The organism is Streptomyces sp. NPDC047971 (assembly GCF_040653355.1).
In the GTDB taxonomy this organism is placed as follows: domain Bacteria; phylum Actinomycetota; class Actinomycetes; order Streptomycetales; family Streptomycetaceae; genus Streptomyces.
The window spans coordinates 100,515-114,588 of sequence record NZ_JBEZNW010000021.1 but is presented as its reverse complement, the minus strand read 5'-3'; the positions used below and the strand labels follow the sequence as shown (position 1 = coordinate 114,588).

The 14,074-nt window shown below is 70.0% G+C and carries 15 protein-coding genes and 2 pseudogenes; 12 read left to right on the top strand and 5 right to left on the bottom strand.

Annotated features, from left to right (window positions below):
* Positions 1-2 precede the first annotated feature (2 nt).
* Complete coding sequence (xseA, locus tag AB0D99_RS21010) at positions 3-1,223, bottom strand: exodeoxyribonuclease VII large subunit (protein WP_362364013.1); 1,221 nt, start codon at positions 1,221-1,223, stop codon at positions 3-5.
* 199 nt (positions 1,224-1,422) lie between these two features.
* The gene (locus AB0D99_RS21005) at positions 1,423-2,766 is read right to left on the bottom strand and encodes an APC family permease (protein ID WP_362364011.1); all 1,344 of its coding nucleotides are present in this window, start codon (positions 2,764-2,766) and stop codon (positions 1,423-1,425) included.
* An 89-nt stretch (positions 2,767-2,855) separates the two neighbouring features.
* Here AB0D99_RS21005 and AB0D99_RS21000 point away from each other — a divergent pair, with 89 nt between their 5' ends.
* On the top strand, positions 2,856-3,875 hold the full coding sequence (locus AB0D99_RS21000) for a 4-hydroxy-3-methylbut-2-enyl diphosphate reductase (RefSeq protein WP_362364008.1): 1,020 nt from the start codon (positions 2,856-2,858) through the stop codon (positions 3,873-3,875).
* A gap of 65 nt (positions 3,876-3,940) precedes the next feature.
* Positions 3,941-4,684 (top strand): polyphosphate--glucose phosphotransferase, encoded by a 744-nt coding sequence (gene ppgK, locus AB0D99_RS20995; RefSeq protein ID WP_362364005.1) that lies wholly within the window; start codon positions 3,941-3,943, stop codon positions 4,682-4,684.
* A gap of 186 nt (positions 4,685-4,870) precedes the next feature.
* On the opposite strand, the gene AB0D99_RS20990 is transcribed toward ppgK, so the two are convergent.
* Entirely contained in the window at positions 4,871-5,323 is a 453-nt protein-coding gene (locus tag AB0D99_RS20990) for a DUF6542 domain-containing protein (RefSeq protein ID WP_362364072.1), read from the bottom strand.
* Positions 5,324-5,648: 325 nt separating this feature from the next.
* Here AB0D99_RS20990 and ychF point away from each other — a divergent pair, with 325 nt between their 5' ends.
* From ychF to AB0D99_RS20940, 10 genes and pseudogenes are all read left to right on the top strand, one after another.
* On the top strand, positions 5,649-6,737 hold the full coding sequence (ychF, locus tag AB0D99_RS20985; protein ID WP_362364000.1) for a redox-regulated ATPase YchF: 1,089 nt from the start codon (positions 5,649-5,651) through the stop codon (positions 6,735-6,737).
* A 199-nt stretch (positions 6,738-6,936) separates the two neighbouring features.
* Positions 6,937-7,221: a type II toxin-antitoxin system prevent-host-death family antitoxin gene (locus tag AB0D99_RS20980; protein ID WP_018491027.1), complete on the top strand. Its 285-nt coding sequence runs from the start codon at positions 6,937-6,939 to the stop codon at positions 7,219-7,221.
* A complete protein-coding gene (locus AB0D99_RS20975; RefSeq protein WP_018491028.1) occupies positions 7,218-7,472 on the top strand; it encodes a Txe/YoeB family addiction module toxin in 255 nt (84 codons plus the stop codon). The genes AB0D99_RS20980 and AB0D99_RS20975 overlap by 4 nt, the downstream gene beginning before the upstream one ends.
* A 110-nt stretch (positions 7,473-7,582) precedes the next feature.
* A pseudogene (locus tag AB0D99_RS20970) lies at positions 7,583-7,784 on the top strand (transposase); the annotation flags it as partial.
* 158 nt (positions 7,785-7,942) lie between these two features.
* Positions 7,943-8,056 (top strand): annotated as a pseudogene (locus tag AB0D99_RS20965) (IS5/IS1182 family transposase); the annotation flags it as partial.
* Between the two features lie 326 nt (positions 8,057-8,382).
* Positions 8,383-8,706: a hypothetical protein gene (locus AB0D99_RS20960; protein ID WP_362363996.1), complete on the top strand. Its 324-nt coding sequence runs from the start codon at positions 8,383-8,385 to the stop codon at positions 8,704-8,706.
* Between the two features lie 843 nt (positions 8,707-9,549).
* A complete protein-coding gene (locus AB0D99_RS20955; RefSeq protein WP_362363993.1) occupies positions 9,550-9,927 on the top strand; it encodes a hypothetical protein in 378 nt (125 codons plus the stop codon).
* A complete protein-coding gene (locus tag AB0D99_RS20950) occupies positions 9,927-11,069 on the top strand; it encodes a hypothetical protein (RefSeq protein WP_362363990.1) in 1,143 nt (380 codons plus the stop codon). Before AB0D99_RS20955 ends, AB0D99_RS20950 begins: the two co-directional genes overlap by 1 nt.
* Before the next feature lie 193 nt (positions 11,070-11,262).
* Positions 11,263-11,565: a hypothetical protein gene (locus AB0D99_RS20945; protein ID WP_362363987.1), complete on the top strand. Its 303-nt coding sequence runs from the start codon at positions 11,263-11,265 to the stop codon at positions 11,563-11,565.
* 405 nt (positions 11,566-11,970) lie between these two features.
* Complete coding sequence (locus AB0D99_RS20940; RefSeq protein WP_362363984.1) at positions 11,971-12,243, top strand: hypothetical protein; 273 nt, start codon at positions 11,971-11,973, stop codon at positions 12,241-12,243.
* A 5-nt stretch (positions 12,244-12,248) separates the two neighbouring features.
* Here AB0D99_RS20940 and AB0D99_RS20935 read toward each other — a convergent pair whose 3' ends face one another.
* Both AB0D99_RS20935 and AB0D99_RS20930 read right to left on the bottom strand, forming a co-directional pair.
* A complete protein-coding gene (locus AB0D99_RS20935; protein WP_362363981.1) occupies positions 12,249-12,680 on the bottom strand; it encodes a nuclear transport factor 2 family protein in 432 nt (143 codons plus the stop codon).
* A 132-nt stretch (positions 12,681-12,812) separates the two neighbouring features.
* Positions 12,813-13,955, bottom strand: a complete 1,143-nt coding sequence (locus AB0D99_RS20930; RefSeq protein ID WP_362363978.1) for a threonine synthase — start codon at positions 13,953-13,955, stop codon at positions 12,813-12,815.
* Positions 13,956-14,074 lie beyond the last annotated feature (119 nt).

Genomic DNA, 14,074 nt, shown 5'->3' with positions numbered 1-14,074 from the left:
CCCTATGCGTCCGGTCCGACAACGCGCCGTACCGCGAACTCGCCCGCCGCGACCCTGGCCCGCAGCTCCTCGTCCACCGCGACCTCCTCCGGGGAGCGCACCACCGAACCGTCCGCGCGCTGGAGCACGGCGTACCCCCGCTCCATCGTCGCGGCGGGCGACAGCGCCCGGACCCGGGCCCGGGTGTGCGAGAGCTCCGAGTCGGCCCGGTCGAGCAGGTGCCCGAGCGTCCGCCGACTGCGGGCCAGCAGCGCGTCGAGCTCGTCCTCGCGCAGCTCCACCATCCGCTGCGGATGCTCCATGACCGGCCGGCCCAGCGCATGGGCGAGTCCGCGCTCCTCCCGGTCGAGCAGCCCCCGTACGGTCCGCAGCGCCCGGTCCCGCAGGCCCTGCACCCGGTCCAGCTCCTCGCCGACGTCCGGTACGACCTTCTTCGCGGCGTCCGTCGGCGTGGAGGCGCGCAGGTCGGCGACGAGGTCGAGCAGCGGCGAGTCCGGCTCGTGGCCGATCGCGGAGACCACCGGCGTACGGCACTCCGCGACCGCCCGGACCAGCTGCTCGTCCGAGAACGGCAGCAGGTCCTCCACGCTCCCGCCGCCCCGGGCCACGATGATCACGTCCACCCCCGGATGGGCGTCGAGCTCCTGCACGGCCTGGACGACCTGGGGCACGGCCTTCACGCCCTGCACGGCGACGTTGCGGACCTCGAAGCGGACGGCGGGCCAGCGGCGCCGCGCGTTCTCCAGGACGTCACGCTCGGCCGCGGAGGCCCGGCCGACGACGAGGCCGACGAGCTGGGGGAGGAAGGGCAGTGGCTTCTTGCGGTCGAGCGCGAAGAGACCCTCGGCGCCCAGGCTCCGCTTCAGCTGCTCCAGCCGGGCGAGCAGCTCCCCGATGCCGACGGGCTTGATCTCCACCGCCCGCAGGGACAGCTGCCCCCGCGGCGCGTACCACTCGGGCTTCGCGTGCACGACGACCCGGGCTCCCTCGGAGACCACGTCGGCCACCGCGTCGAACACCTGGCGGTAGCAGGTCACGCCGATGGAGATGTCGTACGAGGGATCCCGCAGCGTCAGAAAGACGACCCCGGCTCCGGGGCGACGCGACAACTGCGTGATCTGCCCCTCGACCCAGACGGCACCGAGCCGGTCGATCCACCCCCCGATCAGCCGGGAGACCTCCCCGACGGGCAGCGGCGCTTCGGCGGACGTGTTGAGACCCATGCGCCGAGCGTAGTGGCGCGGTCGGACAATGCGGAGAGCGCGTCGGGGCGGGGCGCCGCGACCGTGCCGGTTCGTTGCCGCGTCCGGCCGACGCGGGCAGGCGCCGGTCGCACCCGCGCTCCGTCCGGGGCCTCGCCCTCGCTCGTATCGGCGTACCCCGTACCCCGTGCCTCAGCGGCACCTCTCCCGTACCCGCGCCTCACCTCTCCCGTGTCGTGCCCTGCACCGCGAGCACCACGAGTCCCACCCCCAGCCAGATCACGCCCACCACCTGCGCCGTCACCGACGCCTCGACGATCACCGCGATCAGGATCGCCGCGCCCACCACCGGCATGACCACGTGCCACAACCAGTGCGGCGGACCCTCCATCCGGCGCACCGCGAACCACCCCACCACGCTCGCGTGCAGCAGCACGAAGGCCGTCAGGGCGCCGACGTCGACCACCGACACCAGGTGGTCGAGGCCGTCGTCGCGCTGGGCCGCCCACACCGCCGCCACCATCGTCACCGTCGCCGCGAACAGCAGCGCCACTCGCGGAACACCCGAGTCCGTACGGGCCAGGAGATGGGGCAGCCGCCGCTCCCGGGCCATCGCGAAGAGCAGCCGGCCCGCCGCCGCCTGCCCGGCGAGCGCCGCGAACGCCGCGCCGATCGCCTTCGACACCGCCACCAGGTCGTGCAGCCACGTCCCCACGGACACGTCCACCGCGTCGTAGAACGCCGAGCCCTGCTTCGCCGGGTCCGCCGCCAGCTCCGCGGAGGAGAGCGGTTCGAGGAGCGCCACCAGGTACGTCTGGGCCACGAAGAGCACACCCGCCAGCACCAGACAGAACAGGACCGCCCGCGCCACCTTCTCCGACCCCCCGGTGACCTCCTCCGCGAAGGAGGCGATCGCGTCGAATCCGAGGTACGAGAGGACCGCCACCGACACCGCGCCCACCACGGCGGCCATCGAGAACGTCCCGTCGCCGCCCAGCGGCGACCACCAGTCCCGCCGCGCCCCGTCCCGGGCCAGGACGACCACCGACGACACCACGAAGACCAGCAGCACCACGATCTCCATGGCGAGCACCGCGAAGCCGACCCGCGCCGCCGCCCGCACCCCCCACAGGTTGAGGAGCGTCGTGACGACCACCGCGATCGCGGTCCACACCCACCGGTCCACCTCCGGGACCAGCGCCTCCATCGCGATGCCCGCGAAGAGGTACGCCACGGCCGGGATCAGCAGGTAGTCGAGCATCGCCATCCACCCGGCGACGAACCCGGGCCCCTCACCCAGACCCTTGCGGGCGTACGCGAAGACCGAGCCGGCCAGCGGGGCCACTCGCACCATCTGGGCGTAGCTGAAAGCGGTGAAAGCCATCGCGACGGTGGCGACGACGTACACGAGCGCCACCGCGCCGTGTGACTTGGCGTCGAGGGTGCCGAAGACGCCGACAGGGGCCATGGGCGCGATGAACAGCAGCCCGTAGACGACAAGGTCGCGGAACCCGAGGGTCCGCCGCAGTCCGGTGTGCGCTGCCACCTGTGCTTCCTCGGCCATGCGCCCCAGTCTCGGCCACGGTCCGGACCGGCGCCGTACCGACGCGGCCGTAGCCGAGCGCGGGATCACGCGGCCTTACGATGGGACGCATGACTGCTACGCCCGCGTCGACGCCCGAGACCGCGACCACGACGAACCGCCCGAAGCGTGTCCTGCTCGCCGCTCCCCGCGGATACTGCGCGGGCGTGGACCGTGCCGTGATCGCCGTGGAGAAGGCCCTGGAGCAGTACGGCGCGCCGATCTACGTACGCCACGAGATCGTGCACAACAAGTACGTCGTCCAGACCCTGGAGCGGAAGGGCGCGATCTTCGTCGACCAGGCGACCGAGGTGCCGCCGGGCAACATCGTGATGTTCTCCGCGCACGGCGTCGCCCCGACCGTGCACGAAGAGGCCCGCGAGGGCCGCCTGAAGACCATCGACGCGACCTGCCCGCTGGTCACGAAGGTCCACAAGGAGGCCGTCCGGTTCGCCAAGGAGGACTTCGACATCCTCCTGATCGGTCACGAGGGCCACGAGGAGGTCATCGGCACCTCCGGCGAGGCCCCCGACCACATCCAGCTCGTCGACGGCCCCAGCGACGTGGCCAAGGTCGAGGTCCGCGACCCGGACCGGGTCGTCTGGCTCTCCCAGACCACGCTCTCCGTCGACGAGACGATGGAGACGGTCGACGCGCTGAAGGAGAAGTTCCCGAACCTGATCTCCCCGCCGTCCGACGACATCTGCTACGCCACGCAGAACCGCCAGCTGGCCATCAAGGAGCTCGCGGGCCAGGCGGAGCTGGTGATCGTCGTCGGCTCGAAGAACTCCTCGAACTCGATCCGCATGGTCGAGGTCGCCAAGCAGGCCGGCGTGCCGGCCGCCTACCTGGTCGACTTCGCGAGCGAGATCGACGAGGCGTGGCTGGAGGGCGTCACCTCGGTCGGCCTGTCGTCGGGCGCCTCGGTCCCGGACGTCCTCGTCCAGGAGGTCCTGGAGTGGCTCTCCGAGCGCGGCTACGCGGACGTGGAGATCGTCAAGACGGCCGACGAGTCGCTGACCTTCTCGCTTCCGAAGGAGCTCCGGAACAAGGACCTGCGCGCCGAGGCGGCGAAGCTCGTACAGGAGTAGGACCACTCCTCCCACGGGTGGCGTTCGAGGAGTAACTCCCGGCCACAGCCCTTACCGTGGGGTTCATGAACGTCTTCGGAGTGGACATCGGCGGCTCGGGCATCAAGGGCGCTCCGGTGGACCTGGAGCGCGGAGAGCTGGCCGAGCCCCGCCACAAGGTACTGACCCCGCATCCCGCCACACCCGAAGGTGTGGCGGGATGCGTCGTCGAGGTGGTGGAGAACTTCGGCTGGTCGGGCCCGGTAGGGGTGACCTTCCCGGGCGTCGTGACCGGCTCCACGATCCGTACCGCGGCGAACGTCGACACGTCCTGGATCGACGTCGACGCGGGCCGCCTGATCGGCGAGCGCCTGGGCGGGCTCCCGGTGACGGTCCTGAACGACGCGGACGCGGCCGGCGTGGCCGAGATGACCTTCGGCGCGGGCCGGGGCCGCAAGGGCACGGTGATCCTGCTGACGCTGGGTACGGGCATCGGCTCGGCGCTCTTCGTGGACGGCCGGCTCGTGCCCAACACCGAGCTGGGCCATCTGGAGCTGAAGGGCCACGACGCGGAGAAGCGGGCGTCGACGAAGGCCAAGGAGGACGAGGACCTCAGCTGGGAACACTGGGCGACGCGACGGGTGAAGAAGTACCTGGCCCACGTGGAGATGCTGTTCTCGCCGGAGCTGTTCATCATCGGCGGAGGAGTGAGCCGGAAGGCGGACAAGTTCCTGCCGCTGATCGACGGCATCAAGGCGGAGATCGTTCCGGCGGAGCTCCAGAACAACGCGGGAATCGTGGGCGCGGCGATGGCGGCACGGGCGGGCTAGGAGCCGGGCGGCGGGGGCCGGGGTCGGAAGCGGCGGCCGAGGGCCGGGGTCGGAAGCGCGCCCCTGCGAGCGTCGGATCCCGGAACTCCTGCGGATGCCGGAACTGCTCCGTATCTCGGCACTCCTCCGAATACGGAACTCCTCCGGATACGGAAATCCTTCGAACGCCGGAATCCGAACGGAACCCTACGGGCGGCGGACGCGCTGGGGGGCGCGGGCGGCGAGGCGCTGGCGGCGGCCCATGTGCCGTACCTTCCGGACGCAGGTGATCAGACCGGCGACGAGCGTGCCGCCGTAGAGCCACCCGGCCTGCACGGCGAGGGCGGTGACGACGGCCATGGCCTGTCCGCCGAAGCCACCGGTGCCGCCCGCGATCGGCACGACACCGACCGCGAAGGCGATCGGCACGCTGATGGGGGCCGTGACGAGGTCGGCGGTCCGGACCCAGAGCGCGGTGAGGGCGCTGACCGGCAGGAACAGCAGACCGTAGGCGAGCGGGGAGCCGTCGAGCAGCAGCTGGTCGAGGAGGCCGAGCAGCAGCATGGTGGCGGAGGCGAAGAGCCCGGCGCCGAGGCCGGTCAGCCGCGGGTTGGGGAGGCGCCGCAGCGCGACGACAACGGGCGGGGCCGGCCGCCGCACGGGCGCGGCCCGCTCGACGCGGCCGCTGCCGGGCTGGCCCGGGCGGGTGGTGACGCGGTAGACGGCCGCGCCCTCGACGAGCGCGCCGGGCGGCGTGAGAGGCGTTTGCGGCCGTCGGCGGCCTTGAGGCTGACTTGTCCGTTGCTGCTCCACTACACCAACGTAGGTCGGGAAGGGGTGCAGGGACGGTCCAGGACACGCCCTTTGGGTGACGTTGCCGTCGAGATCGGCCGAAGGTCGGCGTCGCAGGCCGGTTCGGACCCCCCGTAAACTGGTGGATCGGCCCACCACCGCACCCCCATCCGTACTCCAGGAAGTCGCCACCGTGTCGCTCACGATCGGAATCGTCGGTCTGCCGAATGTCGGCAAGTCGACCCTGTTCAACGCCCTGACCAAGAACGACGTCCTGGCGGCCAACTACCCGTTCGCCACGATCGAGCCGAACGTCGGCGTCGTCGGTGTTCCCGACACCCGTCTGACGAAGCTGGCGGAGATCTTCAGCTCGCAGCGGATCCTGCCGGCGACGGTCGACTTCGTGGACATCGCGGGCATCGTCCGCGGCGCGAGCGAGGGCGAGGGCCTGGGCAACAAGTTCCTGGCGAACATCCGCGAGTCGGACGCGATCTGCCAGGTCATCCGCGCCTTCAAGGACGAGAACGTCGTGCACGTCGACGGCAAGGTCTCGCCGAAGGACGACATCGAGACGATCAACACCGAGCTGATCCTGGCCGACCTGCAGACGATCGAGAAGGTCCTGCCGCGGCTGGCGAAGGAAGCCCGGATCAAGAAGGACGTGGCTCCGAAGGTCGCGGCGGTCGAGGCGGCGAAGGAGATCCTGGAGCGGGGCGACACGCTCTTCTCGCAGGGCATCCTGCAGGGCTCGGACAAGGCCGAGCTCCTCCACGACCTGCACCTGCTGACGACGAAGCCGTTCCTGTACGTCTTCAACGTCGACGAGGACGAGCTGACGGACGACGCCTTCAAGGAGGAGCAGCGCGCGCTGGTCGCCCCGGCCGAGGCGATCTTCCTCAACGCCAAGCTGGAGCAGGACCTCGCCGAGCTGGACGAGGAGGACGCCATGGAGCTCCTCCAGTCCGTCGGCGCGGAGGAGCCGGGCCTCGCGATCCTGGCCCGCGTCGGCTTCGACACCCTGGGCCTCCAGACGTACCTGACGGCCGGCCCGAAGGAATCCCGCGCCTGGACGATCAAGAAGGGCGCGACGGCCCCGGAGGCGGCCGGTGTGATCCACACCGACTTCCAGAAGGGCTTCATCAAGGCCGAGGTCATCTCCTTCGCCGACCTCGTGGAAACGGGCTCGGTGGCCGAAGCCCGCGCGGCCGGCAAGGCCCGCATGGAGGGCAAGGAGTACGTGATGCAGGACGGCGACGTGGTGGAGTTCCGCTTCAACGTCTGAGCGGATGAGATAACACCACGTCGCTGACGTGGCAAACATGTAGGTCAGAAGGGGTCGACTCCTCCAGAGTCGGCCCCTTGGTGTTTGCCCGTGCTGGGATGGTGCTGGGAAATCTGGCTGCCCGTCAGCCGCATGACCCGCCTGATATGGACCGAGAGTGGTACGTTATTAGGTACCACTTGAGGGGAGAGGCCAGGTCATGTCCATAACTGCGAGTGAAGCCCGCAAGGAACTCTTTCCGCTGATCAAGAAGGTCAACGAGAACCACGAGGCGATCGAGATCGTCTCCAAGCACGGCAATGCCGTACTTGTCTCGGCCGAGGACTATGCCGCGTTGCGTGAGGGCTCGTACCTGCTGCGCTCCCCGGCGAATGCCCGTCGCCTGCTCAAGGCGTACGAGAACGCCCTGGCGAACATCAACGTGTCGGAGCGGGATCTGATCGACCCCGACTCGCCGGATGCGGCACGTGAGGGTGCCGCGTGAGGCTCGTCTTCGAGGATCAGGGCTGGGAGGACTACACGTCCTGGCTCAAGAACGACCGGAAGATACTCGCTCGGATCAACAAGCTCATCGAGGACGTCAAGCGTGACCCCTTCACGGGGATCGGCAAGCCCGAGCCGCTGAAGTACCACTTGCCCGGGGCATGGTCGAGGCGGATCGATGATGAGCACCGCCTCGTCTACCTGGTCACGGACAAGGAAATCGTCATTCTCGCGGCTCGTTATCACTACTGACGTCCGGGACGTTTTCTTGTGGGACGCGGCCCGTGCGCGGCGCAGGCCAGGCGACGGAAGGCGCTGCTAAGGCGTGTCCGCAAAGTGGGTTGGTCGCTGGTCCGTTAGTGGTGCGTCGTCATGAGCTGACTGATGAGTCGTGGGCGGCGATCGCCCCGTTGCTGGTCCCGTCGCGGATGGGTCGGCCGGTGCGGGACCGCAGGCAGGTGGTCAACGGGATCCTGTGGAAGCTGTCCACCGGGGCCGCCTGGCGTGACCTGCCCGAGCGCTACGGGCCGTGGAAGACGGTCTGAACGCTTCCGCCGCTGGTCGGCCGACGGCACCTGGGACCGTCTGCTGGCGCACGTCCAGCAGCACTCCGATGCCGTGGCCGGCGTCGACTGGTCGATCGACTGCGTCGACTCGACCACGGTGCGGGCCCAGCGATCCCGGAACGGATCGACCAGATCAACGGACGGCTTCGCAGAGGCGGGAGCCGCTGTCGGCTCGATCGGGCCGCCTACCGGCGCCGCAAGGTCGTCGAACGCTGCTTCAACCGCCTCAAACAGAACAAGGCCCTCGCCACCCGCTACGACAAACGAGCCCCTTGTCGATCGTGCAGACGACGCGGTAGTCGCCGACTCGCAGGCGGCGGCGTTCTGGCCGCGGTACGAGCGCCGTGGTGTCGCCCGCGCCCGGAGATCGTCACGAACGGCAGGGACAACGCCGCGTACTGACAGTCCATGATGGCGATGACGGGCACGCCCGGTTCGGCGCGATACGTGCCCTGAGACAGAGGAAGACCGTGTCTGCTGAACGGAACATCCGAACCAACTTCGCCTTCTATCCGCCCCAAGGCAACGGCGGAGCGTGGGGTGCCACCCTTGCGTCGCTGGAGCGGGCTCTGAGACAGGGTTTCCCGGAGCCCACCGTGGAGCACCGGACTTCCGGCATCCACGGCATGACCGTGCTGGACTTCGAGATCGAGCTGGTTCCCGACGTATGGATCGACGGCACCGCGGCGATGACCGACCCCGACTACGCCTACATCACCCTGACCGACGTGACCGCTGGTGAAGCCGCCGTCTTCGCCCGATGGCTCCGTGATTCCTTCGCCCCCGCACCTGACCTCGTCCGATTCGCGAGCAGTCTCGCCATGGCCAAGGGCGAGCAGGACCCGTGGCCCCTGCCGGTCGAGGGTCGCGAAGAGGAGATCGCCACGGAGCTTCGGAGGCACCTCGACTCCGTCGAGTGAGTCCGCAGACAGTCCGCAGGACACACGTGCGCGGCCGCCGGAGGCCAACGCCTGCCGGCTGGGGCGAGGGATGAAACTTGAGAGCAATGCGGGAAACCCGGTACGCGTGGGCCAGGGCCGCCAGGCAGCATGGGGGAGAGCACCAGTACACCGAAGGGGAGTCGGTGCTTACGCTGCCTCGGGCGGAGACAGTGCTGTCCCGGCCGGCCGACGCCGAGTGTCCGCAGGTTCCCGCCAGTTTCGCCGCACTGCCGCGTCTGGTGCGGCTCGCGTCGCGGAGCGGGCGGGCGAGCGGGCTGGCCGGGACGATCGTGCGGTGCGCGGCAAGGGACCGCGGGTGCGACGATCTGCCGGCGGGGTGCGACAGATCGAGAAGGACGCCAACGCGGGCGAGGGGCAGCCGGCGCATCTCCGACCGGCGGGTGCAGATGGGCGATCGTCGATCCGAAGGCTCATGCTTCACACTCGCCAAGTGCCTGCTTGGCCGGTAATGCTTGTGTACGTCGCGCGAAATTTGCCTTCGCGACTCGTTTCCGCTGCCCTTCCCGTATTGTCGATCAATGTGCGCCACATCCTGGCGCACTCGCGGTGGCGGGCGTCCCAGGGGCGGTCGGCACCGGGGTCACGGGGACAGGGGGATGGCTCATGGCGGCCGAGGAAGCGCAGAGGGAAAGTGCGCCGCGGGACGACAAACTGCCGGACAGCGTGCTCTGGGCGCCACCCGGAGCGCCGGGACTGATAGCCCCGGGCCCGCTGCAAGCGGGCCCGGGTAAGCCGAACATCTACGACCCTTACGCTCCTCAGCCGCCCGCGCGGTCCCTCCCGCCGGGGACGCACGGGCCGGTGGTGCCGAACCTCAAGATCGGGGAGAAGGTCCTGGAGGGGGCGGCGGGCAAGGCGGACGAGATCTACGACGTCTTCTACAAGGCGGCGGCGTCGCTGGAACCGGATACCGTCGCTGCCTCGGGTGCCGTGGGTGAGCTGGAGACCGGTGCGGCGCTGAAGAGTTCGGGCAAACGCTGGGAGCAGCAGGCGGGGCTCGTGAGTGCCTGGATCGCCAACATCTCCGAGAGTCTGAGGCTGGCGGCCCGCGACTATCAAGGCAACGAGACCGCTCTGGAGGACCGGTTCCGAGGAGGCTCCGGACTGACCGCCGACCCGAATCTGCCGCAGAGTCCGAGGGTCGGCCGAAACCCCGTGTACGACCGGTGGGGGATCTGATGCCCGCGCTCTACGAGGATCTCACCGCCTCCGACTTCGGCAAGCTGACGACCCTGTCCCTGAAGTGGGGGCAGGCCACCAAAGACATCGACGGCCTTGCCCGACGCATGCGCGACGAGGTGCTCAAGGCGCTGAAGGACAAGGGTTACTGGGAGGGCATGGCCGCCCCGTACGCCTGGGCCCAGATCGACGACATCGAACGCCAGCTCGCCGCCGCCGCCAAGGTAGCGAAGGCGATGGAGGCAGCTCTCAAGGACGGGGCCGGCGAACTGAAGGCCATCCAGAAGGAACTGAAGGACGCGGTGGCGCGGACCCGATCCAAGGGCATGCACGTCGGGCGTGACGGCGCCGTGTCCAAGGGGGTGTCGGACGGGGTGTGCAAGGTGGGTGGTCCTGAGAAGGACGAGCAGAAGGAGATCGACGAGGCACAGGGTGAGATCAACGACATCCTTCGCCGCGGGTCTCTCGTGGACCAGCGCCTGGCACTGACCGTGCAGGACAACATCGGCGTGGACCGGTGGTTCAACAAGGGCACGGTGCGTTCCGACATCAACCACACGGCCGACATCAGCCTCGACCGGATCAACGCCCTGGAGCGGGACCAGCAGGGATGGGAGGTGAACCCCGGGCGCAACGACACCACGCCGCGTGGGCTGCTCGGCGACTGGATCACCGGAACCGGCCGCAGTGACCAGCACTTCACCATGGGGGACAAGTTCACCGAGCAACTGCGGCGGAGCGAGAGCATGAAGGACATCAGAGCCGACACCATCAAGGAGTGGGAGAACGGCAACGGGACCGGCCGGGTCAAGCACAAGATCTCGTCGGATGGTTTCCTCACGCAGGTCGGGACCTATGCCAAGGACATGGCGGGTCTCTCCGGAATCGACAACCTGTGGGGCGGCGACACCAACGAGGCCCAGTCCCTGCTCGGGTCGTACGACGTCGACTACGAGGTGAAGGGCGTCGACGACGACGGACAGCTGATCGTCCAGTACACGCTCACCAATGACACCGACATGGAGTCGTTCCTGCCCGGCTACCCCGAGTGGCAGCGGAAGCTGAATCACGAGCAGGGGCCCGGACGGGACATCGAAGAGACGATCACCTGGACCGAGCGCCTGAATCCCAAGGGGGCCTGATCCGATGGAGTTGTCCGGTGTGCCGCGTCGGCTCGTGCGGACGCGGGGGCGGAAGGTCGCTCTGGGGGTGGCGTTTCTTGTGCTCGTGCCCGTGGGGTGCGTCTCCCTCGTGGGGCTCGGTCGGGAATGTGCGCGCCCTCTGGCGGGTGGCTCGGCCGTCGTTCTGGCGGGGACCTACCAGGGGCCCGGAGGCATGTCCGTGACCCTCGCCGCGCCCGGCGCGGAGGGGCGGGCCGTCGCCTCCGTGCGGAACTGGCCCGTCGACCCGGCGGACGACTCCCCGGGGTCGCGCTTCGACGGGAGCGCGACCTGGGACGACGACGTCGTCGGCGGCGAACTCAGCGTGCGGCTGAGCTTCGCGCCCGGTGGTCTCTGGGACGAGCGGCCCTCGAGGGCCCAGTATCTGGTCGTCGGCGGCAGCGAGTCGGAGCCGGTGCTGCTCGTCAGGGAGGACCCCGACAGCTGCGGAGACCCCGAGCTGCGGCGGGCGGGCTGACCGGAGGCGGACAGGGCGGACGGCCATACTGGGGACATGACAACACCGCCCGGGTTCGGCTCCCCGACACCGACACCGCCCCCGTACAGAGCACCGCAGGCACCGGCCCCGTCACCGTACGGAGCGCCCCAGGCGTCGCCCCCGCACGACGGCCAGATGCCCGGGCCGTACGGTGCGCCCCCAGCCGGTCCTTACGGGCAGCCGGCAGCCGGGCCGTACGGTGCTCCCGCACCCGGGCCCTACGGCGCGACCCCACCCGGTCCCTACGGCCAGCCCGCACCCGCGCCGCCGTACGGCGCACCCGCAGCCGGCCCGTACGGCGCGCCCGCCCCCTACGGTCAGCCCGGGCCGTACGGCCAGCCCGCAGCCGGGCCGTACGCCCAGCCCGCCCCCGGGCCCGAGTTCGTGGCGCACGATCGGCGCAACTCCGTGATCGTGGACCCGTCCGGGGTGTCCCTGGAGATCAACGGCCAGGTCATGGACTTCCCTTGGGCCGCCGTCGCCACCGTGCACCACGCCCCGTCCCCGCACGGTGGTGCCTTCCTCATGGTGGCCGTCGTCCATGCCGGTGGAACGCTGTACGAGTGCCGGGTCGACGCCAAGCGCAAGGCGCAGCTCCACCAGTGGCTGGGGCAACTGGGTCCCGTGCTGCACCACTACCTCGCGAACCGGGTCTGACGTCGTCAGGCCTCCGGCAGCAGGCCCAGTTGATCCATGAACTGCATCTGGTCGTAGTAGAGCCGGTAGCTCTCGATCCGGCCGTTCCTGACCGTCGCGATGTCGACCCCGCGGATGCCGACCTCCCTGCCCGTCGGCGGCAGCGTCTCGCCGGTCAGGAGCAGGATCGGGCCCGTGTTCCGCCCGCTGAAGACGCCCTCGTCGATCGCGGTGTCGCCGATCTCGTACTTGTGCAGGGACGTGTACGTGGCGTCCGGTACCGAGCCCGTCATCGTGCGCAGATACGCGACGATCGCGTCGCGTCCCGCCACCTCGCCCAGGTCGGGGGTGACCGCGACGGCGTCCTCGGCGAAGAGGTCGGCGATCACCTCGGGGGCCAGGTCCGGTGTGGTCATCGCCTCGGTGAGACGGTCCATGACCGTGCGTGCCTCTCCCATGATCCACCTCCGTGGTCCGGACCGGCGGGTGTCCGAGAGCCTGGTCGTCCGGTTCCTCCATTTTCCCACCGGAGGATCGCGACCGGGAATCGGCGGCGCGGACGGCCGGCCCCGAGGGGGCCGGCCTCCTCCTCAGGCGCGCTGCGTGCCGGACGGGGCGAGGCCCGTCTTCGCGCCCGCCCCGCACAGGGGTACGACGGTCAGGCCGGGGCGCGGGGCCGTGGCGCGCACGGCGGCCCAACAGGCGACACCCGTCGACTCCACGAAGAGGCCGCGGCGCGCCAGGTCCAGCTGGGCCGCCTGGATCTGATCCTCCGTCACCGTCAGGAACGTCCCTCCGGTCTCGCGGACCGCCCGCAGGATCTGCCGGGCGCGGGGTGGGTTCGGGATCGCGATGCCCTCGGCGAGGGTGGGGCGCAGGGGTGCCGGTTCCCCCAGCTCCTCCGCGCCGGCGTGGAAGGCCGCGGCCAGCGGGGACACCGCCTCGGCCTGGACGGCGACCAGGGCGGGGCGGGTGTCGACGAGCCCGTGGCCGTACAGCTCCTCGATCGCCAGCGAGGCGCCCAGGAGGAGGGTTCCGTTGCCGACCGGGACCACGATCGTGTCCGGGAGCGTGCCGCCGAGCTCCTCCCAGAGCTCGTACACGTACGTCTTGGTGCCGTGCAGGAAGTGCGGGTTGTACACGTGCGAGGCGTAGAACACGCCCGGTTCGTCGGCGGCCTCGCGCGCCGCCCTCGCCGTCGCCTCGCGGTCGCCGGGGACGACGGTCAGCCGTGCGCCGTGCGCCCGGATCTGCTCCAGCTTCTTGGGGGACGTGCCGTCCGGTACGTAGACCGCGCAGTCGAGCCCGGCCCGCGCGCAGTACGCGGCGATCGACGTCCCCGCGTTGCCGCTGCTGTCGGCGAGGACGCGCCGTACGGCGCCGCCTCGCGCGAGGCGCCGGGCCAGCTCGACGAGCATCACCGCGCCGCGGTCCTTGAAGGACAACGTCGGCATGAGGAAGTCGAGTTTGGCCGAAACCGTGTCCGTGAGGGGGACCAGGGGTGTGCGCCCCTCGCCGAGGGTCACATGAGGGATCTCGGTCGCCAGCGGCAGTGCTTCCTCGTAACGCCACAATGAATTCCCGCGTGACGCCAGGGACTTGAGTGGCACCGGTGCACTGGCGAACTCCAGATCCCAGGGGCCGCGGCACTGTGGACAACACCAGGTGAGGGCGTCGGCGGGGGCGTGGAGACGGCAACGGGGGCAGTGGTAGGCGGTCATGGTCATCAGCATGGCAGCGGTGTGTCGCGCGTGTGACGGGGCGCTCGCAGCCCTTGTGGGATTCCTATGGATCCGCCAATCTTTCGCTCGGCAGCCGGATGTTCCGAACGGCGTGGACGCCCCATGTCGGT